A 21,560-nucleotide genomic window follows, 5' to 3' on the forward strand; every position below is an offset into this window, starting at 1 on the left:
TCCGCAGCGAAAGAGGCCTCCGCTGGGGCGGCAGACCCCTACCCACCGCGGCCTGACCACCCAACCCGGCGAACCTTCCCGGTCACAGCACTAGCTAACGCTGCAGGCCATGTGTACCGCAGCCAGGACGCAGGCGGCGCCCGAAGTGCGCCGCCGACGCCCGTGGCTTGCCGGCAGGACCGGAGCGCGGCGGCTTCGGTCTCCCACGCCTCCTTACGCGCCGCAGGGTGTGGTGTTGTTCTTCAAAGAGTGGGTGGTGTCGTTGAGCTGGTAGGAGCGCAGGTCTGCGATGGTGCCGCCGTCGGCCCCGACGCACACGTGCCGGCCGAAGTAGTTGTCCTTCTGATAGACCCTCGCGGTGCGGCTGCTGTTGTTGATGACCGAGCTGCCCTTGCCGCGGATGTAGTCCGGCAGGTGCCGGACCGAGCCGTCGGTGGCACGTTTGACGTAGGGCTGGCCCTCGAAGTGGATCTCGGGGTAGATGCACACGAATCCGCGGGGGCACTGGATCTGGTCCCGCATGGCGGTGACGGCCGAACCGGTCCCGGCCAGCGCGGGCCGGGCCTGGGCGGGGGTGACACCGGCCAGCGCCGCCGTCACGGCTACGGTCGCACTGACGAGCGCGAGAATCCTGGGAACGGGCATGTACTGACTCCTTGGGTCGGATTCCTGTCGTGCAGAGCAGCAGGCGCCGCACAGTCGGCCCAGCCCCTGCGGCCGGAAGCCCCGGCTACGCCCACACATCCACGCCCACCCTGCCAGCACGATTACCCAAAGCGACAGGACATTCACGTATAGTCCCCGGTCTGGCTGGGTCGCAGGGAGCGCACCGCTTCACCACTGTGCGCCGCGAGTGCCCCAGCGCCGCCGCCTGGTGCTCCGACACTGCGGCGTCGGCGTCGGCGTCGGCGTGCGCGGACGTGGCGGTGCGCCTTGGTGGGGTTGCACGCGGTCATCTCTGCGAATCGGCTGGCATCAGCCCGGTGTGTACGACGGCGGCGCTGCGGGAAGCAGTGAGCGAGCGGGACTCCTGCTGACGGCGCGTCAAGTGCAACAGCAGCTCGACGATGGCGTCCGCCGCCTCCAGGCCGCTTTCGTTATCGGTCCGGGACGGCGGGGGATCGGCTTCCACACCGAGCCCCGATGTACGCCCAGGCGGGGTCGGCAGTCTGCCAAGGGCGAGGCGGAAGTCGCGGGCCGGCAGGAAGACCTGGCGCAGACAGCCGACCAGCAGCATCCGGTCCTCCCGTGCTGAGCGCGGTCAGGGAACGCCCGGTGGCTTGCTGCCAGTCGCGCTCGGCCGAGCGGTCGTCGGTAGCGTCGTCGGTGCTGTGGATCGTGGAGTAGATCAGGCCGTGCAGGTGGCACGGCTACAGACCGAAGGGGTTCTCACGGACGAAGGGGCCGCTCGATCCGGTGTCCCAGCAGTCCCCGGTATGGACGCGGGCCGGAAGCCGGCCGCTTCCGATTCCGCGCTCGATGAGCCACGCGGGCGGCTCTTTCGGCGGCCGCCGGGACGCGGCCAGGGCCTCGCGCTCCTCGGCCGTGGCCAGCGCCCGCTCGACCCGGCCGAGTTCACCGCGCAGGTAGGTGACCAGCGTCCGCAGCCGAAGCAGGTCCGGCGGCAGAACAGACACGGTTGAGCCCCCGTACTGCGCCCGCCGCGCGGCCCTGCACGCCTCGAACAGAGAGTTCTCTGGCCGAGGATCGGTGGCGCAGCATCGAGCGCACGCCGTCGTGCCGGGGCGTGCGAACGCGTCGGGAGCCTGCATGGTGCCGAGTGGGTGTGCGCGGTCGGTGGCGCTAAGGCAGCCCTCGGCGCGGACGGTGGCCGGGCGTCCGTGCGTGCGGCCGTCGAGCAGCCACGCCCACCGGGCCGGCGCCCAGGTACGGGTACGGGGGTGGCCGGGATGCGACTGAGGTCGACCCCGGGCAGCGGGCGCAGCTGCCCGGCGGTGGGGCCCGTGTGACGGGCCGGTCTTCCTACCTCAGCGCGGTTCGGTATCCATATCTACGCGTCGAGTTCCGGGAGGCGCTCGTCAGGGGCGGCCGGGCGGCCTTCAGCCAGCCAGAACATGTAGTTGCGCAGGTACTCGCCGAGGCCGTGGTCCAGATGGGCGAGGTACGCCCGTGCTCCTTCGGCGGCGTCCCGGAACTCCTCGCGCTCGGACGTTGCCCACTCGCCCCATCCGACGCGTGCGGCCCACTCGCGGGCCCTGCCACGGTCGTACCACCAGTCCCGAACCAGCTCCAGAGTCCAGTGACGGTCGCCGTCCCCGCCGTACCCCCCGAAGGGGTCGCACTCCGCAGCACAGGTCAACTCATGCACGCCGAAAACCTGGACCGGCTGGCGGTAGACGAACTCGGTGCAGTACTCGTCTTCGTACGCGACATACTGGGGCGCGCACTGCCGCCCGGTGAGGCAGTTGTCGGTGCTGGCTGTGTAGAACGGGCCCGGGACGTTTCGCCAGTCCCGCCTCTGCCACCCGTCGGGCGCAGCCCCGGACCAGTCATGCCTCACCAGGTCGCCCCGCCATAGCGGGTGGGGTTCGCCCACCAAGGCGCGAACTGTCGGTATCGGATCCCAGTAGGCCATGATCCGCAGGATGCCAGCTCGCGAGCCCTACTACGAGCCGGGTCACTTCCCCGTCCCGTTAGACGCCGGCAGCCGCCGGCAGCGGAGTCGGCGCGATTCCGCTGTCCAAGGCGCGCGGCAGGGCTGCGTGGAGGCTTGGGCCAGCCGAGCCGGCTGCTTGAACGTGAACCTCGCCTTTGCGCTACCCAGCTGAGACAAGCCCCCTGCGCAGGAAGCGGGCGGCGGTGGTCACCGACGCGGTGACCCCCGTCGCGTGTTCCTTGGAGGGGGCGAGCCTGCTCCGGGCGGACGTGACCGCCTAGAACGACACGTCGATGTAGTCGATGTCGGTGAATTCGACTTCGAGGTGGTCGGCGCGGGTGCCGCCGTCCTTGAAGTAGATGTCCTGGAGACCTTCGGCGACGATCGCCCGCAGTTCAGGATCGGGGGCGCCCTGCTGCTGCGCATCGAAGAGGCGCTGCGCGTAAGCCGGCGGGAGGTGGACGGTGAGCCGACGCATGCGCCCGTCGTCGGTGGTGCCGATCGGGGCCGAGTACCCGAACCGGGCGCGGGTCTCGATGGTGATGCCGGTGCGGGTGGCGGCTTCCTTGCGGCGGCGCTCGCGGACCTTGGGCTGCCAGCGTGCGCGTACGGCGGTGTCGATCCCGGTCGGTGATCGCCTTCGGCGGGGTCTTGCGTTCCCCGGTGCGGTAGCGCTCCACCGACCGCTGGTTGACCCCCAGCTCTGCGGCGACGGCCCTGGTCGTCTTCAACTTGCCCATCAGGAAGTTGATGCGGCCCTTCAGCGTCTTGGGCGGCTCCCGCGTGAAGACCTCCCGGTCCGCGCGCTCCAGAGCGTCATCGATGTCCCCCACGGCCTACTCTCCTTCGTCGCGTAGACGACACAGTCCGAGAGCACGCCGAGCGGGTACTGCCCGGTCGCCTTCGCCGTGTTGGACATCTTGCGGTGCATGTTGACCCGCGCCTTGGAGATGACCGCGGCCCGGATGTCGGGCCGCCAGGTCGGCCGTTCCAGCGCCGGCCACCGCTCCCCGTCGCGGTAGTGGCGTCCCTGGGGGCGTTCGCGGAGCTTGCCGATGCCGCCCTTGACCGTCGCCTTGATCGCCGCCAGCACAGCCGCCATCCCCGGGTCGACGTTCTTGTGCTGCTCCATGGCGGCGAGGAACTGCCGGTCGTCCAGATCGGCGGACACGCCGAGGTCAGCGAGCGTGTCGGCGTAGGCGGTCTTCAGGCGGTCGTGCCACGGATCCAGATACGCACCCGTTTCCCGGCGCAGGAAGGCCTCGATCGGGGCGACGTCGAAGCCGAGCTCCTGGGCGTAGGCGACGGTGTGCGTCTGGTACCAGGCCGGCCCCTCGGGCCGCTGCCCGGACGGCGTGAACGGCGACGGCAGCCGCGGGTCCAGCTCGATCCCGGACAGGTCCACCAGCCAGGAGCCCGGGATCTTCTTGTTGAACTTCGGCGCGTGGAAGTGGTCCGGTGCGGACAGGCCGACGACCAGGCGCGCGGCCGCAGCGAGGAACGCGGTGTTCAGATCCAGGCCGACCGCATACGGCAGCAGGCACTCCTCATCCGACAGCAGCTGCGGATCCCGCACCCACTGGTACGCCTCCTCGTCCAGGAACCCGCCCGTCCACCCTTGTGCGACAGGGTGTTCGGCGGGCGCTTCCGGCGGGGCGGGGTCCATCGGCTCGGTGCCGAGCGAGCCGGGGTTGTACGCGGATGCCCACTCACCCGTGGTCTCGTTCTTCACGGCGCGGGTCGGCGGCCGCAGCGCGGTCATGAGCTCCAGCCCGGAGGTGGCGGTGGAGCCGCGCGGGGTGATTACCCGGGCCGCGTAGGTACCCAGCACGCGGGCGACCTCGGCCGGCTCCATGCCCGCGACGCCCGGCCAGGCCCGGGCATCGAGCGCGTCCCACGACAGGATCGCGAGCTGCACGCACTGACGCTGCCCGGCCTGCGCCGGCCGGTAGATCCGTGCCCACGGCCCGAACCCCCGCTTGGTCAGCTTCCACCTTGCCTTGGCGAGCTGCTTGACGACTGGGTGGTCGTCCTCCAGACGCAGGGAGCGGCGCTGCTCGTGGCCCTCCAGCCGCTCGGGCAGGCCCAGCCGTACGGCGGCAGCCGCGGTCAGCACGATCAGCGGGTCGGAGTCCTTGCCGTTGCGGTTCAGGCGCGGGGTACCGAGCCCGGACTCCTTCAGCGTCCACTCCACCAACTGCGGGACGTTGGTGGCCGGGCAGTCCAGCACGATCCCGTCGACGCCGTACGCGCTCCCGTCGCCGTCCAGGACCACCAACGGGCCGTGCGGGAACCGCGGGTCGACGGCCGCCGGCGCGGCGGCTTTCCCCGCCGGGCGGCGCGACGTCGCCGACGGCCCGGCCGTCTCCATCGGCGCCTTTGCGACCGGACCCGGTGCAGCGGCGTTGGTGGAGACGGCCGGGGCGGGCCCTGCGGGTTGCTCCACAGCCCGGCGAACGCCTCCGGAACCGCAGCCGGAGCGGGCACGGGCGCGGAGGCGGCTGGCGTGGGGTACCGCTCGGCCCAGCCGTCCAGCAGCCGCAGGTAGGCCTGCAGGCGCGGCGGGCGCGGCTCGGAGCGGCCGTTCTCCCAGTTCTTCACCGTCTGCGTCGACTTCAACGCGGCCGCGAGCCGGGCTTGCGTGACACCGGCCACCTCACGCAGCCGCGCCCGATTCGCCGGAAACGACTGCTCTCCTGCCCCTCTTGGTGCTGGTCTTCGTCCTCCTGGTACTCGTCATCGGCGCCGGCCTTCTCTACGTAACCGCTGCGCACCCCTCGCTCGCCATGCCGCTCACCGTCGCGGGCGTCACTATCGTGTTCACCATCACCGGTGTCCTCGTCGCCATCGTGGCCTCCTCCAAAAAGTGACCTCGGCGCGCCGCGCCCCGTCGGGGAGCCACCGCGGCGGGGCAGCCTTCATTCGGGATGCGGGGGAAACCATCTCGTCAGTCCTTGCGGTCCGCTCCCCTCCACACCGTGACGTCCAAGATGGCGTAGGTACTGGGTTCGTCCTTCGACGATCTGCCCTTGTAGGTGATCATCGCGATGCTCCCGTTGTTCGTCCTGACGCACATGCGGCTGCCCTTCGAAAGTGCCTCGACGGGGATGCGGGTGGTGAAGCGGGTCTCCTGACGGCAGGCCTGCAGGGAGCCGTCGGTGCCGCTGTCGAGTCGGGCGAGTTTGGCGCCGAAGGTGGCGAATTCGCAGCTTCCGAATCCGCAGTTGTAGAAGATGTCGTCCATGCTGTACTGGACGGGCTCCAGTGGGACGTCGGCGAACTTCAGGTGGTAGTCGTACGCGAGTTTGATGTCCGTATACGTCTCGGGCTGCGGGTCGGGGCGGGGCGTTGCCTTGGCGGAAGCGCTCGCGTTGCTGCTGGATCCGTCGGTGGTCCTGCGGTCGTCGGCCTCGCGGGAAAACATGTTGAGCATCGCTCCGCAGCCGGCGAGAACCAGGAGCAGCCCTCCGAAGACGGATACCAGGATGACGGCGGTGCGGTTTCGCGGTCGCGCGGGCGGCGGCATGTACGGGTGACCGGGCATCAGCATCGGGCGCGCAGGATGGACGGTCTGCGTCGGAGCGTAGCCACCGGGCGGGCCGTATCCCTGGGGTTGGTGTCCCATGGGCGAGGCCTGGTACTGCCCGGCGAGCTGCGGAGATCCGACGACTGGCCGTGAGATAGCGGAGGCAGTGGCCGACTGGGGTGCCGGGGTGGGGGCGGGCCGGGACGTCGGTGGGGTGGGATCAAAGGCCGGTGCGGTCGGTACCGGGTTCGGGACTGGCGGGCGTTTGGAGATGCCCGCCGCGAGTCCGGCTGGGAGCCAGTCCTCGGGCCTGCGCAGCTGTGTCTGGCCCGCGGCGGCACCGCACAGGTTGAGAATTTCGGTCAACGAGGCTCGGCCAGCCGGTTCCTTGACGAGGCAGCGCGAGACAAGGGTCCGCAGTTCGGTGGGAAGGCCGCTCAGGTCGGGATCTTCGTGAACGATCCGGTAGAGCACCCCGTGCGAGGGGCCCTCGCCATACACGGGTGCACCCAAGGCGGCGTACGCAGCCACCTGCCCGAGGGCGAACACATCCGTGGCGTCGCTGATCTCCCCGCCTGCGGCCTGCTCCGGGGCCATGAAGGAGGGCGTTCCGATGGCGACCCCGCTGGCGGTGAGCGAGGTTGCGTCGGCGGCCCGAGCAATGCCGAAGTCGATCACTCGGGGGCCGTCCGAGGCGAGCAGTACGTTTGACGGTTTTAGGTCACGGTGCACGATGCCCGCGCCGTGGATGACCTGAAGAGCCTCAGCGATCCCGGCCACGAGCATCAGGACGGTCCGGGCAGGCAGGCGGCCGTGCTCGGCCACCGCTGCAGAGACCGTGGGCCCCGGCACGTAGGCGGTGGCCAGCCAGGGAGTCGGCCCGTCGGCATCGCTGTCGATGACCGCGGCGGTGTACAGGCCCTGTACTCGTTGGGCGGACTGAACCTCGCGACGGAACCGCTGGCGGAATTCGGGGTCCTGGGCGAACTCGGGCCGGATCACCTTGATGGCGATGGCTCGCCCTCCAGGTGTGTGGGACAGGTACACCTTCCCCATGCCGCCCGCGCCCAGCCTGGCGGCGATCCGGTACCCGGCGACCATCGGCGGGTCGTCCGCCTCCAGCACCTGGAAGACTCCACTCGTCACGGATCCGCTCATGAATTCCCCCTGCCGTCCGCGAATTTGAGCTCACCCTATGCGGCTCGGCATTCGGTGGCCCGCACCAGTCCCCAGGACGACGTGGGTGAGATAGCTGCGCGCTGCCAGGAGTGCCGGGCCCGGCTTGTGGAGTCACAGCAGAAGCCGGCCCACCCCGGAGCCTGACTCGGCAGGGCCCTCTGGCCCTATCCACGCGCCACACAGGGCAGTCCGGGGGAGGCTGTCGGGTGCCAGGCCCGAAGCAAGCGCTGAGGGAGGCCATCCCGAGTGGTTCTCACCCCGCACCTTCGAGCCGATGCTCGCTCAGGCCGGCGAGTACGTCCCCGGCTCCGGCGTCCTGGCGAGCGGCTTCGCGGCGGAGCAGAAGTTCGACGGCCACCGCGCGATCCTCTTCACCCCCACCGGCCCCGGCGGTCGCCTGCTCCTGCAGACCCGGCGCGGCGAGTCGAGCGGGTACTCGGCCGCGCCCCGCCAGCCGCACGAGCAGCTGCCCCGAAAGACCGCGGCCCGGGGCCGGCCGTGGCGGCCGTCGTATGCGTGCCACTCGGTCGAGGACGGCATGCTCGGGCCGCTGCCCCCGTCCAAGTAGACCGGGCCCGGCTCGGTGCCGTCGGGCAGCAGCACCCCCACAGCCCCCTCATGCGCAGCCCCCACCGCCTTCAGCACCCTGTCCACCACGACCCACCCCTGCCCGCGCGCGTCCGATCGGGCCGTCCCACCAGAGGGCCCGCGCCTCCAGGCTGCCGCGGCCTGGGTGCCCGCGTACCCAGTCCACCGAAAGCGGTACGAGACTTACCCCGCGAGGTGCGGCATCAGCCTGCCGCAGGGTGTGACGCATGTACGAATCACGCATACGCGTGCGAAGAAGCCCGCAGAACGGTTGTTACCTGATCAACTAGCCCGGTCGGGTGAGGTGCCGAGGCGTGCGCCCGGTGGTGCGCCGGAGCACGCCGAACCGGAGGCGCGGCTTCCGGGGCGGGTAGGTGTAGCGGTCAGTGAATGTCAGGGGCATGTTCGGATGAAATGCGTGCATCTGGCAGGCGAGTGTGACGGATATGTCCGTGTCCGGTAGCCGACGTCTGCGGGGGGTGCGGTGGGGCTCGTGTCGGGTCGAGAGTGTGGTCCTCGGCTCACTCCGGGCCGACACCGCAAGTGCCTCTACCAACCCGTTTCGTCTGGTGGAGCGCTGTTCTTGAGGGAGCGCCACCCATGTCTTCTGCTTCTTCCTCCGTACGCCGTATCGCCGCCACGGTTCTGGCCGCCGGTGCGATCGTCTCCGCCGCGGCGCTGCCGGCGGCCGCGCACGACGGGGATCGTCACCACCAGCGGCACCCGCGGGTGGAGATCAGCCGGGTCCAGGCCGACAGCCCCGGACGCGACGACCGCTCCAACCGCTCCCTGAACGCCGAGTGGGTGGAGATCACCAACACCACCCGCAACGCCATCAACCTCCGAGGCTGGACCCTGCGCGACAACGACGGCAACCGCTACCGCTTCGACAACGTCCGCCTCGCCGGCCGCAACACGATCCGCATCCACACCGGCAACGGCCGCGACACCCGCACCGACCTCTTCCAGGACCGCCGCGCCTACGTCTGGGACAACCGCTCCGACACCGCCACCCTGCGCGACGACCGCGGCCGCACCGTCGACACCGAGTCCTGGGGCCGCCGCCGCTAACACCCCGCGCGCAGGCGGCACCCATGCCGAGAGCCTGCGCGAGGACCCACCCGTAGCTGGACCAGGCGGCCACCGCCGCTGACCGGCCGCGAGCACGGGCCGTCGCCCCACCGGGCGGCGGCCCGCACTGCTGCACGGGGGCAGGTGTGCAGTGGCGCTTCGCCGGTGAACTGCCGTGCGCGGGCGGGTGAACCGACCCGCGTAGCCTGTCGCTGACGGTGAGAGGGCCGGTAGAACCGGACCCATGATGATCATGAAGCGGTCCGCTGTCGCGGCCGCCGCTGTCCTCGCAATGACCCTTTCCCTCCCCGCCGCCGCCGAGGCGAGCGCACGCCCGGCCGCTCCGGCCGCTGCTGTGCCGCAGGTCCTGCCGATCGGTGTCGCGGTCTCCGCGCTCCCGACCGCGGTGGAGGACCGGACCGGCTACCAGCGCACCTCCTTCCGGCACTGGAACGCCGGCGACATCCCGGCCGACGGCTGCAACACCCGAGCCGAGGTCCTCCTGGCCGAGGCGGTCGTCTATCCGGAGATCGGTCCGGGCTGCACCCTGACCGGCGGCGTGTGGTGGTCGTACTCCGACGAGCGCGAGGTCACCCCGGCCGGGGCGCTGGACATCGACCACATGGTCCCGATCGCCGAGGCCTGGGACTCGGGAGCGTCGGCGTGGACGCCCGCGCGCCGCGAGGCGTACGCCAATGACCAGGGCCAGCCCGCCTACCTGGTCGCGGTGACGGCACGCTCGAACAGGAGCAAGGCCGACCAGGACCCCGCGGAGTGGCTGCCGCCGGCTCCGGACGCGCTGTGCCCGTACGGCGCGGAGTGGACCGCGACCAAGCTCCGCTGGGGCCTCGCGGTCGACGAGATGGAGCGGGACCGGCTGCTGGACATCGCGGCCGGCTGTGGCGGCACCGACGTGGAGTTCACCCCCGCCCCGTAGCTGGGCGGTCGAGCCCGGGCCGAGGCGTGTTGTCGGTGGCGCCGGTGACCATGGGGAGATGAGCGCCGGTACCGCGCCCGACGGCCCGCACGTGGGGATCGACGGCGTGTGCGAGCAGGTCCGGGGCGCCCTCGCAGGGTGGGCGCCCCGGCTGCTCGGCGTTCACATCCACGGGCCGGCGCCTGGGCCTGCGGAGCTGGCGCGGCTGGTGGCGACGATCGCGGAGGCCGCCGAGATCACGGTGCTCCCCGGTGACGGTGCGGCCGCGCGGGCAGAACTGCACGCGGCAGCCGATCGGGCGTCCGCGGCCGCCAGCGCGCGGCGGGGGTCGGACGTACGGGCGGACCTGGCTGCCGTCCGGGCGGGGTGTCGGCGTGCGGCTGTCGCGGTCAGCGAGCGCGTTGCCGTCGGCTTCTGACTCCCGGCATGCGCCGAGGCCGTCCGTCGGGTTCATCGGCGTGCGCGCCAGGTGCCGTAGAGGGCGGCAGCCGGCCGGTGTGGTTCTCCGGTTCCACGCTCGCCTACGACCTGTCCCTGCCCCGCGTCCGCGAACGCTTCGAGCCCGCTGTCACCGCGGCCGACTGGGCGCTGGCCGAGCACCGGATCCGGGAAGCCTCCGCGCTCCTGGGCCGCGCCGGACAAGCTGACGGTGCCGGGGATGTCACCGCCCTCGGCGACCTCCTGGCGGTGGCCGCCGAGCACGCCCCGGCCCTGGTCCGTGACCGCGTCCGGGCGGCGGCCGACGCGTTCGAGCAGGCCGCCCGCGCCCCCGGCGGCCGTTCCCTGGAGGGCCGTGCCCGCGCCGGATGGCGCTCGTCGGCACGGGCGTTGTGGAGCACACCCCGCACGCCGCCCGCGGGGGCGGCGCCGCGGCCGTGCTGCTGCGCGACGCGGCCGCCCTGACCGGCACCCGCCCGCCCGAGGCGGGCCCGAAGCCGCGCACCACGGGCACGACGCGTACGGCTGGCTGGGGCCTGCCGTACGCGGGGCCCGTTACCGGTGTGCCGGCCCGCCCTCGCCCGGGGCAGAGTCCGCCGGACCGGCCGGGCCCGCCAGCCCGTACCCGCTGACCCCGCCCCGAGCGAGGGAGCCGTTGCTGATGACGTCCGGATACCCGCCGCTGCCCGAGCCGCTCGCCGAAGCGCTGGGGGAGGCCGCGCACACGGCGGCGATGGCCTACCGCCTGGTGATGACCATCTCCGACGCGGTTCGCCGCGCCGCCCAGAAGCGCCTCACCGGAAAGGAAGAGGAACTCGGCGGGGACGCCGAGAAGATGGCGCCGGGCTGGTCGGCCGGCTGCATGGCCACCTCGGCGACGACGGTATGGCCGTACTGATGCAGGGCACGGACTGGCCGCAGATGCCCCCGAAGCTCGTCGGGCTGCAGCAGACCGTGATGCGTGGTGAGCGATGTCCACGGCGCTGGAACAGCTGCCGACAGTTACATCGGCGGTGCGCTATTCCCCGTGTTGCTCGACCTTGTCGGCGATGACTGTGGCCAGAGCGTTGATTCGGTGCAGGTCCTCCTGCTGGTCTCGCAGGTCGTGGTAGAGGGTTCGGAGTCTGGCCAGGGCGGCCGGATTCCGGTCCCTCACCTCGTCGAACAGCGGGGTGGTGATGATGTCCATGCACTCGGTGAACAATTGCCGGGTGGCCGGGACGGGGGGAGTCGGGTCAGGGGCGGCGAAGCCGCTGGTCAGGTACCTCACTGGGTCGGTGAGATCCCAGCCGACCACGGTGCCGTGCTGGACGAGGAGCGCCACGTCGGGGGCGATGCCGATTCGGGCCGCCAGCGGCTCGTCGAGGACGTCGAGGTCGCGTAGACAGGTGAGTACGGTGTCGCCGGGAGACCGGCAGAGCTCCGTGGTCATCTCCAGGCGGAAGTCCCGGGCCTCCTCCGCCCGAAGGCCGCCTGGCTGGACCAAGGGCGTGGTGGGAACGCGGGCAGAGTCCTCGGGGTCGGCGGCCTCACTGACGATCTGGAACTCGGCGCCGACGAGTTCCCGGTCGACCGGGTCGAACCGGAGTTCGTCGGGTGTGTCCCAGAGCCACGCCGAGCTGCCGAAGGTGCCTGTCAGGTACCGGCTTCGCTCGTCCGCGCCGGAGTACGGCGCGATACGTACAGAGAAGTCACGGAAGCTGAAACGGGGGGTAACGCGCAGCGGCTCTCCCGTCGTTGTTGCGGTCCAATTTTCGTCGAGTGTGAGTCTCATATTCAATGCCATCTCATCTGACCTGCTCGGCGGGAGGCTGGAAGCCGTTCTTTGCTGGAATCCTGCCTTCCACCACGTCTGCGTGCGTGATCGGCCCACCAGGGTCGGTGGGTGAGCCCCCCAGTGCCAGGGCCCCGGACGGACCCTTGATGCCGGACGAGCCGTATGCCGTGATGACGTTGCCTGCCCCCATACGGTCGGCCCGCACCACCACGATGTCCTCCCCCTGCCGGAAGATCAGCTTTCCGGTGCCTGCCGGCGTGTAGTACACCGCATCCGGCTTCCTGAGGATCTGCATAACCTGTTCCTCAGTGAAGCCGTGGTCGTGCGCGTGGTAGTTGTCTGCCTTCTTTATCTTGCCGCCCTGCGCCCGCTCGACGATGTCGTCGATCGCGTTGAGTGAGTCCTGCTTCGCTTTCTGGGCTTTCTCCTCCTTCGTGTACTTGGGCATGAGACCCAGCGGGTCGCACCCGGTGTTCGGGTTGTCGACGTACGCGACGGGGTTCGGGGCAGGTGCCAGGCCCAGAGGATCCGGTGAGGTGTAGCGGCCGGTTTCGGGGTCGTAGTGGCGGAAGTAGTTGTAGTGGAAGCCGGTCTCAGGGTCGTAATACTGGCCGGGGGACCGGAGGGGGATGTACGTCTCGCTGTCTCGGGCCCAGGCGGTCGTCCCCCACAGCGTGGCCCGGGAGCGCCACGCGACGTCGCCGGACTCGCCGATTAGCTCGATGGGGGTGCCGACGAGGTCGGTGGCGATGGCGAAGAAGCGGCGGTCGATCTCCTCCTGGTGCTCGTCGGCAGTGAGGATGCGCTCGGTCTGGGCGAGAGGGACGACGTTCCGGTGGTCCCAGGTCAGGACAACTGTGTGGGGGGTGTCCGGCTGGTGACTGGCCTGTTCGCACAGCATCAAGCCGTCCCAGGTGAAACGGACCTCCTCGACCACGCGGTCACCGTCAGCCGCTAGCCGCTGCTTGGCGATGCGGCGGCCGAGCGGGTCGTAGCGGTACCTCCACCGAGTCCCATCGGGGGTGATCAGCGAGGTGAGGCGGTTCTCTGTATCCCAGGCGTATCGCCAGGTGTCCGGTTTCCGGGAGAGCCGAGTCTTCTGTCGCATCGTGACTCGGCCGAGGGCGTCGTACTCAAAGCGGACGTCTCCGGCACGGGTGATGCTGGTGCCAGAGTAAGTGCGGGACCCGGCGGCCTCGCTGCCGGGGTGCTCGGTCGGCCAGGCAGCCCAGGTCTGGTTGCCGGTGTCGTCGTAGGCGTACTGCTCTGTCCAGCCTTGGGCGCGGACGCCTGTGACCCGGCCCGCCGGGTCGAGGTCAAAGCTGCGGGTGCCCGACTGCCGGTCCGCGACGGATATCAGGTGGCCGTCGGCGCGATAGGCGTAGGTGCGGCTGCTGACGCTGCGTTTCCCGACGGTGATGTGCTGCTCGGAAAGCCGCCCCGCCTCGTCCCAGGCAGAGGTCATGGTGACCGTTCCGCCGAAGACGCGCTCCAGTTCACGTCCGGCGTCGTCGTGGGTGAACTCGACGCACTGCCTGCCGGTGATGAGCCTGTGGGACCGGCCGTCGGCGTCGTACACGTAGGAGGTGACATGACCAGTGGGGGTGGTACGGCGCGTACGGCGGCCGAGGGCATCGTAGGAGTAGGAGATGGGGCGTCCGTCCACCAGCTCGGTCTTGGTCAGTCCGCGACGGTCGTACTGGTAACGGAGTTCACCGTCGGCTCCGGTTGCCTCCAGCAGGCGTCCGGCCCTGTCGTAGGCATAGTCCGTCACCCGGCCGTCGACATCCTTGCGGACGGCGTTGCCAAGCTGGTCGCGCTCGAAGGAGATGGTTCCGCCGAGGCCGTCGACACGGGCCGCCAGACCGCCCGCGGCGTCCAGCCGATAGGTGAGGGTCCGGCCGTCGAAGTCGGTCTCGGAGACGATGTTGTCGGCGGCGTCGTACTCGTAGGTCCAGCATCGCCCTTGCGGATTGGTGACCCGGGTGAGACGCAGCGCTGTGTCGTGTTCGAACTCGTAGCGGGCACCGTCAGGACCGGTGCGCGAGGTCGGCAGGTCGAAGTGGGTGTACTCGAACCGGGTGACCCCACCGGATGCGTCCGTGTGGGAGAGCACGTTGCCCTCGCCGTCGTAGGCCCGGGTCTCTGTGGCTCCGTCGGGTCCCGTGCGCCGCGCCAGTTGTCCGTCGGCTTGCCATTCCAGGTGGGTGATGCCGCCCACCGGATCGGTGATGCGGACTGGCCTGCCGAGGGCGTCACGTTCCGTGCGGGTGACGGCGCCGGCCTGGTCGGTCACCTCCACGGGCAGACCCGCCGCATCGCACACCACGCGGGTCGTGGCCCCTTCGGCATTGGTGAGCGAGGTGAGCCGGCCGGCGTGGTCGTAGGCGTAGCGGGTGGTGAAACCGGCCTGGTCGGTGACTGCCGTGCGATTGCCGCGTTCGTCGTACTCGTGAATCACGCGCGTGCCGTCCGGCGCGAATACTTCCACAGGCAGCCCGAACGGGCCGCGCACCGTGCGCAGCTCGCTTCCATCGGGGCGCACTGCGCCGACGAGACGCCCGTCCTCATCGTACGAAAAGGTCGTCGTGAGGCCCAGGGGGTCAGTGCGGGACAGCAGGCTGCCGCGCACGTCGTAGGTGTAGCGGGTGGTGTGCCCGAGAGAGTCGGTGCGAGCCAGGAGCTTGCAGCCCGGACCGAACAGGTGGCGGGTTGCATGCCCTTCGGGCGTGGTCAACGTAGTGGTGTAATGGCCAGTCACCGGGTCCGGCTCGGTGTACGACAGGGCGATCTGGACGTGACCGGCCTCGCCCCCCTCCGCAACAACACGGTCGCGGTCGTCGTAGACGTAGTCGTACCTGCTCCCGTTGGAATCGATCCAGGCGACGACGCGGCGGCGGTCGTCGTAGACGAAGGTGGTCCTGGCGCCCGACGGCTTGGTCACCGTGGTGAGGTTGCCGTCGTCATAGCCGTAGCTCATCAGAGGCAGGTCAGCGCCGCCTTCGCTCGCGCCGGCGAGAGATACGGCGGTGACCAGGCCATCGGTGGCGGTCAGTTTCACGTGGTGGCCCGCCGAGTGAACCAGGGCCAGCGGAACGCCGTTCTCGTCGCGGTCGACGTCGATGGTGTGGCCGTTGCGTTCGGAGATGCACGAGAGCCAGGCCTCACCGTCACCGCCCGGCTCGCTGCCCGACGGGGCGGTGAAGCGGAAGACCAGGCCGCTGTCGGGTGCGGTGACCGTGTAGTTGCCTTCGGCGTCGCGGGCCAGCAAGGTGCGGGTGCTTCCGTGGTCCGGCCGTGTGGGGATCCCCGGGGCCGGATGGGGGTAGGGAATCAGCAGGCCCTCGGCAGTGACGTGCACGACACCGGTCGAGTCGATCTCCAGGCGCTCATCGACCGTGGACGTCCAGGCAGCTCCCAAGAAGCGGCCGACCGCGCAACCGGATTCCGTGCGGCGGGTGAAGACGAGGGGCAGGATGCCGGGCAGCTCGACGTCTGTCTGTGGCAGGAACATACGACCGGTGGCGAGGTCGACCGGGTCGCCGCCGGCCTCACGGTCACCGTCCGCGGTTCTGTGGGTGCCGTCCGGGGCGTCGTCGATCAGCTGGCGCGCCCGCGCCGCGCTTGCTCCGTCGTCAAGGGTGGTGGTGAGCCTTTTGGCGGCGCCGGCGCCCTTGGAGCCGATGACTTCGGGTATGAGTTTGCCGAGACCCTCGAAGGGGTCCTTCATGAACTCGTCGAGCATTTGCTTGCCGGCGCCCCAAGGGTCGTTGGCCATGACGACGAGGCCGGCCGCGGTGGAGTTCAGGTTGGTGCGGTACTCGGCGGGGTGGGTCAGGTTGTACGGGTCGAACGGGTTCAGGCTGCGGCCGAAGTTGGCCATGCCGGCCGTGCCCTTGAGTACACCGCCGACCAGGTGGGTGGAGGCGAGGTCGAGGCAGTCGAGGCCGTCGCCGAGCTGCTCGCTGTACGAGGGCTTGGGTGGGGCGGCATCCCGCGCCGTACGGACGGCCGCCGCGGCGGTCTCGGCCTGCTCGTTGCGCTGTCTGCGGGCGCTGTTGAGCTTTTCCTGCGCGGCCTTGGCCATCTCCTTCCCGGGGTCGGGGTACGTCTCCGACGGCCGCGGCGGCAGGTGCTCCGACTTCGCCCTCACGGCGTCGTTGTAGGTCGTGCGGAGCTTCTCGTGCGCGTCGAAGGCGGCCTGGGAGGCCTTCAACGCCGTTTCGTGGTCCTCCAGCGCCTCTTTGGCCTTGCCCTGGGCCCACTCGACGGTCTCGGCGAACCGGCCCATGGCATCGGCGGCCTTGCCGAAAGCGTCAGCCGCCTTGAACCAGCGCGGCGGCTCCTTCGCGACGGACTCCCGGAATGCGGTGGCTGCCGTCCCCTTGAGCCCGTCGGGCTCGGTGAGGTTCTTCAGGCCGTTTCCGACGGATTCAAAAGCCGCCTTGAAGTCGGTCAGGTGGGCGACCTGCTCCCGGATCTTGGCAGCACTGCCGTAGACCAGCCGCTTCGGGTCCTCGGTCTGGCCGAGTTCGAGTTCGGCGACATCCGCGCCGAGCTGGTTCGCGGCGGAGCGGCTTTTGTCGCGGACCCAGTTGCCCGCATCGTGCGCGCCGATCCCGTCGGCGAAGCCGGCGGCCTTGTCGCCGCCCCACTCGACGAAGTCACCGACGTCCTCGGCACGGTCCTCGACCCAGCCCTCCGCCGAGTCCGGAACGAAATCCCGCCAGCCCATCTATCCGTTCCCCCCACCGTGCCCGCGGGACTGGTCCAGCAGGTCCTTCAACGAGCCGATCCTGCCGTTCGAGGTCACCGTGTCCTTGGTGTCCGACCAGGTCTGCTCGATGTCCTTGTCGCTCTTCTCGAACGACTCATCGCTGTAGTCCGGCTTGAAGACGTCCGCGCGGAAGACGTCGCCCCACTTCTTCTGCTCGATCTCGTCCTCGCCGGCATACGGATTGCCGTACGCGGCATTCGCGGCGACCTTAAAGGAGCCCTGGATGTACTGGTCCTCCTCCCACAGCGTCCCTGCCGCGATCCCCAGATTCGCCGCGAGCGTCGACGCGTCCTGCACTAGGGCGCGCACCCCCCACTCCCAGCGCTCGCAGAAGTCCTCGAAGTCCGCCGCCAGCCCCGCGTGCCCGGTCTCCATCCCCGTCATCGACAGGTTCTCGAAACCCGCACCCTGAGAGGCCCCTGCAGCGTCCCCGGAGTCACGCAACTCCGATATCGCCGCCCGCAGACCGCTCTGGATCGCCGCGACCGCCTGCGGCGACACCTCGAGGTCACCGTCGCCCGGCATCAGGCCACCACCCCGTGGTCACTGCCGGTGTCCTGTCGCAGGTCCACTGCGAACGGATCCGGGACGATCCCGGTGACCGGCGGGAACAGCATCGCCCCGTCCCCGTCCGCCACGTTGACAGCGACCCCCATCGGGCGATCCGACTGCGGCACCACCGCATCCACCAGACGGGCGCCGAGCATCACCAGATACGGCCACTCCCGAGCACCCTCACCACGCGCCCGCACGAACCGGGCAAGGGAGTCCTCGTCCGTGAACGCGTACAGCCAGCGGATACCGCCCGACACCGCCGACATCAACCCACCCTGGACACCGGGACCGGCGCTACCGTCCGCGCGCGGGAGTAGGAGCAGGGCCCGTCGAAACTCGCCCACCAGGCGCCCAGGACCCCCCCTCCCCTCCCGGTACGCCGCAATCTCCGCAACCAGTCCCATGAACTGCGTCCCCTCCCACTGATCAGCCCCAAAGGGGAAACCGTACCTTGATCGCTGAATCGGTCTATAGGCGCGGAAGAGTTCTGGCCAACGATCACCGGTCTCGGCGAGTGGGCCACAGGCCATTGGCCGTATGACTGCGGAGCGGCGGTTGAACGCTGGGCATGGTGGTGAGCAAGCCTGCCGGTGGATCGCGGTACGCCACCCACCACATCCACGTCGTCGCGACGCTCGCCCGTTGCGGCCGGGCCGGTCCACGGTGCCCTTCGCGGAGCGGGTCATGCCCTTGGTGTTGAGGGTCTCCAGCGCTGGGTGCCGGGGTGCGGGTGGGCGCCGCCGAACTTACTGCGGGCCACAGCCTGGCGGCCGGTCACCTGGACCGGCCGCGTGACATGTCGAGTACCGGCCTGAACGGGGCCGGGGAGCAGCCGTGGGGGAGTGCATGACCGACACCGAGGACGACCCGTTCGGTGAGCAGGCCGTCGACGTCGAGCTTGCCGGGGTCATGCCGGTGGAGTTCGTTGCGTTCCACTCGCAGAACCACCTGGCCTTTTTGCACTACGCGCAGTGGGAGCTTGGCGACGGCAAGGTCGCCGCGGCTGTCGTCGAGGATGTGTTCACGTTCCTGCTGCAGGTATGGCCGGAGACGCTCCAGGAAGCGAGTCTCCCCGGGTTCGCCTGGGCGCAGCTGCGGGAGCATGTCGCACGTTACAAAGCTGCCGAGGTTGTTCCGGTCGCGCTGGTGAAGACCGCCCAGTTCGCGGCGCTGCGGCGGGCGTCCCGCCGCCGGCTGAAGGCGCAGCCGGTGTCCACGCTCGGTCTGTACGAGGCGATCGCCGAGCTGCCCGAGCGGCACTACGACGTCGTGCTGCTGACCTTCGTCCTGGAGCTGAAACGGAGGCAGGTCGCGCAGCTGATGGGTATCTCCCCGACCACGGTGCGCTCGCACATCTACACCGCCCGCCGGACGCTTGCCGAAAAGATCAACTTGGACTGGACTCCCGGAGAGGAGAAGGACCTGTGAACGACACAACCGGCAATCCCGCCGGATCGCCGAGTGACGTGGACGACGTCTCGGGCATGGTTCCGCTCTGGGCGCCGTGGCGCGAAAGGTCTGCCCTTCCCACAGCGCCCGCATCATCGCCTCCACCGGGGTGATCGGGTCGCCAGCCGGGGTGGGGATCGCGGTGGCGAACTTGTGCCGCGCCTGCTTGAACTCGCCCAGCATCGTCCCGAGGGTGGCCTTCGCGTTGTTCGGCTGGATGACGGCATGGGCTGCGGACTCGACCGCCTTGATGGCCTCGCTGTACGCCCGCACCGGATCCGGATTCCGCCCGTACGCCGACCGCCACGCGACCGCGAGGTGCTCCGCAGCCGACCCGGCCGCCGACGATGCCCCCGCGCCCGCGATGGCTTGGTGGACCGCGTCGCGCACGGTGGGGGTGACCCGCTCCTCCAGTCCGTCCGTGGTCTCGGCGACCCGGTAGGCGGACCCGGCGTCGTTCAACAGCCTGATGAGACGTTGGATGGAGTCCGGGTCGTCCACCCGGTGCTCCGCCTTGTAGGCGAGGACTGCGTCGACGACGTCGAGCAGCTGGAGGCCGGGCGCCGCGAGCAGCGCGTTGCGATACGTCGAGCTGCGCTGCCGGGGGTCCGGCTTCGGAATGAGGCGCAGCCGTAGGCAGATGGTGCGCTCGGTGTACTCCTCGTCGGAGTAGTTGCCGAGCTCCTCGGCCTCCAGGGCATGAGCCAGCCATTCCTGCAGCGGCAGCCGCAGGTGCTCGGGCACGCCGTCGAACGGCCCGTCGTACTCGGGTGCGTCGGTGAGGCCGACGCGGACGGAGAAGCGTGGGCGGGAGCCGGTCGTCGTCATGACGGAACGGTAGCGGCGGGAAGGGGCGCGTCGGATAAGGAGAGGTTATCCGACGCCCCCCAAGCCGGGTCCGTTGCAGCGAATCGGCCCCATCCGCTGCGGAAGGTTGGCCGGAAAGCGCTGCATTACAAATTCTCCTGACGATGTATAAGAGAGTAAGCAAGGCGCTGCACAAGGAGTGCAGCGTTCAAAGTGGAATGAGGAATCACGGTGGCCCACGTCCATCCGCTCGCGAACGGCCTGCGCACCGACCACCCAGTGCCCGGCCTGCCGTTCGTCGACGACTCGCACATCCCTCTCGACGACGGTCCCGAGGCCATCGAGGCCGTCGGTCGTCACGAGGCCAGCGGCATGTGGGGGCGCTACGACCGCAACCGCCAGGACGACAGCTGGTACGCCTTCACCACCGATCCGCTCGACCACTCGCTCGGCTGGTCGGTGCGCTACCACCCCGAGCACGGCCGGACCGTGCTGCTGATGCGCGACGGCGACACCTCCACCCTGCACAACGACTGGGGCGGCGAGGCGCTGCTGTTCCGGGCCGGCTGCTACTGGTGGGACGGCACCACCTGGTACCGGCCCGGGCAGGTCTGGAACCCCGTCGAGCAGGACCACGAGCGGCGCAAGGCCCGGGCCGCCGTCACGGTCAGCGCCGCCGACATGCTCGACGGCCGCGCCGATGCGGACAAGGCGTACGTGGGGAAGGTCCTCACCTTCGACCCCGAGGAAGAGGCTCCGGAGAACTGGGGCGACCACCTGGCCCTGTGGGCCAAGCACCACCAGAAGCGGGACGGCGCACTGCCCCTGGACCGGTGCGTGGTCGACATCGCCAGCCCCGAACTGACCGGCGCCCAGCTGCTCGGGGTGCCGGAGATGGCGGAGCTCGGCGGCATCACCGCCTCCACGCTGCGGGCCTACATCTCCCGCGGCAACAGCGAGGTCCCCCAGCCCCAGGCGATGGTCAACGGCCGCGTCCAGTGGGCTCGGGCGGTGGCCGACGACTGGGTGGAGGCACGCCAGCGCTCCTACGAGGGCATCAAGGCCACCATGTCCGCCGGTGACCGCGACAACCTCTCACCCGGCGCCGCCGCAGTCCGCGACCGGTTCGCGGCCAACTTCCACAGCACCCTGTGGGGGCGGCCGGACGTCCGCAAGCGGTGGATCCTGCGCGCCCGTAACGAAGGGTCCGTCCGCGAGATCGCGGACACCCTCGCCTGGGACGTCGCCGTCAGCCTGGACCGCGTCCTGCCACCCGACGTCCTCGGCCCGACCGTCAAGGGCGCGATCCTCAACGGCTTCGCCGAGGCCATCGCCATGAACCGCCCGTCCGCAGCGCGCCAGAAGGAGGAGCCGGGTGAGAAGAGCTGGTTCCACCTCCACCTCACGGTGCCGGTGGCGAAGATGCTCGACTGGTTCATCCGGCACTACCCCGAGTCCGCCCATCACTACATCGGCGACATCGTCCGCGAGGCCCACGACCGGTGGGAGATCCCGGCGAAGGCAACGCTCCGCACCCTGCGGCAAGCCCTCTCCCTCGACGGCAAGCTGAGCCAGGAGGCCCGCGAGACGTACTTCGCGTTGCTCATGCCGCGCGAGCAGCACGCCGACTGACCGTCCAAGCACGCAGCGGGGCCGGAGCCAATCGCAGTGGCTCCGGCCCCTTCGCGTGACTGTAGCCGGGGCCCGGACAGCAGCACGTCCCCGACCGAGCCGGACAGCCGTCCCCCGGGGAGCCCGCCGCCCTTTACGGGGCGTTTCAGGCGCCCCACCGTTCGCAACGCCTCATGAATCACGATCGCTGCAGGTGGGCTATCCGCC

General features: G+C 70.2%; 19 protein-coding genes and 3 pseudogenes. 10 read left to right on the forward strand and 12 right to left on the reverse strand.

The genetic code is table 11. The annotated features are described in order from the left end of the window. Positions 1-213: 213 nt before the first annotated feature. The 7 genes and pseudogenes from AB0F82_RS36530 to tap all read right to left on the reverse strand — a co-directional run. Entirely contained in the window at positions 214-645 is a 432-nt protein-coding gene (locus tag AB0F82_RS36530; protein ID WP_362635619.1) for a peptidase inhibitor family I36 protein, read from the reverse strand. A gap of 307 nt (positions 646-952) precedes the next feature. Continuing rightward, positions 953-1,237: a hypothetical protein gene (locus AB0F82_RS36535; protein ID WP_362635622.1), complete on the reverse strand. Its 285-nt coding sequence runs from the start codon at positions 1,235-1,237 to the stop codon at positions 953-955. Between the two features lie 133 nt (positions 1,238-1,370). Continuing rightward, positions 1,371-1,637 (reverse strand): DUF6233 domain-containing protein, encoded by a 267-nt coding sequence (locus AB0F82_RS36540; protein ID WP_362635624.1) that lies wholly within the window; start codon positions 1,635-1,637, stop codon positions 1,371-1,373. Positions 1,638-1,727: 90 nt separating this feature from the next. Then, positions 1,728-1,862 (reverse strand): annotated as a pseudogene (locus AB0F82_RS36545) (DUF6233 domain-containing protein); the annotation flags it as partial. Positions 1,863-2,011: 149 nt separating this feature from the next. After that, on the reverse strand, positions 2,012-2,596 hold the full coding sequence (locus tag AB0F82_RS36550; protein ID WP_362635627.1) for a ferredoxin: 585 nt from the start codon (positions 2,594-2,596) through the stop codon (positions 2,012-2,014). 298 nt (positions 2,597-2,894) lie between these two features. Next, a pseudogene (gene tpg / locus AB0F82_RS36555) lies at positions 2,895-3,450 on the reverse strand (telomere-protecting terminal protein Tpg). Next, a pseudogene (gene tap, locus AB0F82_RS36560) lies at positions 3,450-5,299 on the reverse strand (telomere-associated protein Tap); the annotation flags it as partial. The pseudogenes tpg and tap, both read right to left, overlap by 1 nt. Positions 5,300-5,322: 23 nt before the next feature. On the opposite strand from tap, the gene AB0F82_RS36565 reads away from it, so the two are divergent. Next, positions 5,323-5,487 carry a hypothetical protein gene (locus AB0F82_RS36565; protein WP_362635630.1) on the forward strand — a complete coding sequence of 55 codons (165 nt, stop codon included), beginning with the start codon at positions 5,323-5,325 and terminating at the stop codon, positions 5,485-5,487. 77 nt (positions 5,488-5,564) lie between these two features. Here the strand turns inward: AB0F82_RS36565 and AB0F82_RS36570 are convergent, their stop codons facing one another. After that, positions 5,565-7,301, reverse strand: a complete 1,737-nt coding sequence (locus AB0F82_RS36570; protein WP_362635632.1) for a serine/threonine-protein kinase — start codon at positions 7,299-7,301, stop codon at positions 5,565-5,567. Between the two features lie 295 nt (positions 7,302-7,596). Between AB0F82_RS36570 and AB0F82_RS36575 the strand changes: the two genes are divergently transcribed. The 6 genes from AB0F82_RS36575 (at position 7,597) to AB0F82_RS36600 (ending at position 11,254) form a co-directional block, all read left to right on the forward strand. Next, positions 7,597-7,890: a hypothetical protein gene (locus tag AB0F82_RS36575; RefSeq protein ID WP_362635635.1), complete on the forward strand. Its 294-nt coding sequence runs from the start codon at positions 7,597-7,599 to the stop codon at positions 7,888-7,890. Positions 7,891-8,510: 620 nt separating this feature from the next. Further along, positions 8,511-8,981, forward strand: a complete 471-nt coding sequence (locus tag AB0F82_RS36580; protein WP_362635637.1) for a lamin tail domain-containing protein — start codon at positions 8,511-8,513, stop codon at positions 8,979-8,981. Positions 8,982-9,225: 244 nt separating this feature from the next. Further along, a complete protein-coding gene (locus AB0F82_RS36585; RefSeq protein WP_362635639.1) occupies positions 9,226-9,918 on the forward strand; it encodes an HNH endonuclease family protein in 693 nt (230 codons plus the stop codon). 58 nt (positions 9,919-9,976) lie between these two features. Then, positions 9,977-10,336 carry a hypothetical protein gene (locus tag AB0F82_RS36590; protein ID WP_362635641.1) on the forward strand — a complete coding sequence of 120 codons (360 nt, stop codon included), beginning with the start codon at positions 9,977-9,979 and terminating at the stop codon, positions 10,334-10,336. Positions 10,337-10,413: 77 nt separating this feature from the next. Continuing rightward, positions 10,414-10,821 carry a hypothetical protein gene (locus AB0F82_RS36595; protein WP_362635644.1) on the forward strand — a complete coding sequence of 136 codons (408 nt, stop codon included), beginning with the start codon at positions 10,414-10,416 and terminating at the stop codon, positions 10,819-10,821. Between the two features lie 196 nt (positions 10,822-11,017). Then, positions 11,018-11,254 carry a hypothetical protein gene (locus tag AB0F82_RS36600; protein WP_362635645.1) on the forward strand — a complete coding sequence of 79 codons (237 nt, stop codon included), beginning with the start codon at positions 11,018-11,020 and terminating at the stop codon, positions 11,252-11,254. A 120-nt stretch (positions 11,255-11,374) separates the two neighbouring features. Here AB0F82_RS36600 and AB0F82_RS36605 read toward each other — a convergent pair whose 3' ends face one another. From AB0F82_RS36605 to AB0F82_RS36620, 4 genes are read right to left on the reverse strand one after another with little or no spacing between them, the layout of a single operon-like run. Continuing rightward, positions 11,375-12,130, reverse strand: coding sequence for a hypothetical protein (locus AB0F82_RS36605; protein ID WP_362635646.1), 756 nt, complete (start codon positions 12,128-12,130; stop codon positions 11,375-11,377). A gap of 13 nt (positions 12,131-12,143) precedes the next feature. Next, positions 12,144-16,868 (reverse strand): putative T7SS-secreted protein, encoded by a 4,725-nt coding sequence (locus AB0F82_RS36610; RefSeq protein ID WP_362635648.1) that lies wholly within the window; start codon positions 16,866-16,868, stop codon positions 12,144-12,146. Beyond that, complete coding sequence (locus AB0F82_RS36615) at positions 16,869-17,435, reverse strand: hypothetical protein (protein ID WP_362635651.1); 567 nt, start codon at positions 17,433-17,435, stop codon at positions 16,869-16,871. It abuts the gene before it with no gap. Further along, the gene (locus AB0F82_RS36620) at positions 17,435-17,731 is read right to left on the reverse strand and encodes an SseB family protein (protein WP_362635654.1); all 297 of its coding nucleotides are present in this window, start codon (positions 17,729-17,731) and stop codon (positions 17,435-17,437) included. The genes AB0F82_RS36615 and AB0F82_RS36620 overlap by 1 nt, the downstream gene beginning before the upstream one ends. Positions 17,732-18,374: 643 nt before the next feature. Here AB0F82_RS36620 and AB0F82_RS36625 point away from each other — a divergent pair. The 3 genes from AB0F82_RS36625 to AB0F82_RS36635 all read left to right on the forward strand — a co-directional run bounded on the left by AB0F82_RS36625 (position 18,375) and on the right by AB0F82_RS36635 (position 21,353). Beyond that, a complete protein-coding gene (locus tag AB0F82_RS36625) occupies positions 18,375-18,893 on the forward strand; it encodes a sigma-70 family RNA polymerase sigma factor (RefSeq protein WP_362635693.1) in 519 nt (172 codons plus the stop codon). Between the two features lie 214 nt (positions 18,894-19,107). Next, a complete protein-coding gene (locus tag AB0F82_RS36630) occupies positions 19,108-19,356 on the forward strand; it encodes a hypothetical protein (RefSeq protein WP_362635657.1) in 249 nt (82 codons plus the stop codon). A gap of 596 nt (positions 19,357-19,952) precedes the next feature. Beyond that, entirely contained in the window at positions 19,953-21,353 is a 1,401-nt protein-coding gene (locus AB0F82_RS36635) for a helix-turn-helix transcriptional regulator (protein WP_362635660.1), read from the forward strand. Positions 21,354-21,560 lie beyond the last annotated feature (207 nt).

Source organism: Streptomyces virginiae (assembly GCF_040638905.1).
In the GTDB taxonomy this organism is placed as follows: Bacteria; Actinomycetota; Actinomycetes; order Streptomycetales; family Streptomycetaceae; genus Streptomyces; species Streptomyces virginiae_B.

Bases quoted from the DNA above. Each gene is read 5' to 3' on its own strand.
- AB0F82_RS36530 (WP_362635619.1), bottom strand. From the start codon at position 645: ATGCCCGTTCCCAGGATTCTCGCGCTCGTCAGTGCGACCGTAGCCGTG.
- AB0F82_RS36535 (WP_362635622.1), bottom strand. From the start codon at position 1,237: ATGCTGCTGGTCGGCTGTCTGCGCCAGGTCTTCCTGCCGGCCCGCGAC.
- AB0F82_RS36550 (WP_362635627.1), bottom strand. From the start codon at position 2,596: ATGGCCTACTGGGATCCGATACCGACAGTTCGCGCCTTGGTGGGCGAA.
- AB0F82_RS36570 (WP_362635632.1), bottom strand. From the start codon at position 7,301: ATGAGCGGATCCGTGACGAGTGGAGTCTTCCAGGTGCTGGAGGCGGAC.
- AB0F82_RS36575 (WP_362635635.1), top strand. From the start codon at position 7,597: ATGCTCGCTCAGGCCGGCGAGTACGTCCCCGGCTCCGGCGTCCTGGCG.
- AB0F82_RS36580 (WP_362635637.1), top strand. From the start codon at position 8,511: ATGTCTTCTGCTTCTTCCTCCGTACGCCGTATCGCCGCCACGGTTCTG.
- AB0F82_RS36585 (WP_362635639.1), top strand. From the start codon at position 9,226: ATGATGATCATGAAGCGGTCCGCTGTCGCGGCCGCCGCTGTCCTCGCA.
- AB0F82_RS36590 (WP_362635641.1), top strand. From the start codon at position 9,977: ATGAGCGCCGGTACCGCGCCCGACGGCCCGCACGTGGGGATCGACGGC.
- AB0F82_RS36600 (WP_362635645.1), top strand. From the start codon at position 11,018: ATGACGTCCGGATACCCGCCGCTGCCCGAGCCGCTCGCCGAAGCGCTG.
- AB0F82_RS36605 (WP_362635646.1), bottom strand. From the start codon at position 12,130: ATGAGACTCACACTCGACGAAAATTGGACCGCAACAACGACGGGAGAG.
- AB0F82_RS36610 (WP_362635648.1), bottom strand. From the start codon at position 16,868: ATGGGCTGGCGGGATTTCGTTCCGGACTCGGCGGAGGGCTGGGTCGAG.
- AB0F82_RS36615 (WP_362635651.1), bottom strand. From the start codon at position 17,435: ATGCCGGGCGACGGTGACCTCGAGGTGTCGCCGCAGGCGGTCGCGGCG.
- AB0F82_RS36620 (WP_362635654.1), bottom strand. From the start codon at position 17,731: ATGTCGGCGGTGTCGGGCGGTATCCGCTGGCTGTACGCGTTCACGGAC.
- AB0F82_RS36625 (WP_362635693.1), top strand. From the start codon at position 18,375: ATGCCGGTGGAGTTCGTTGCGTTCCACTCGCAGAACCACCTGGCCTTT.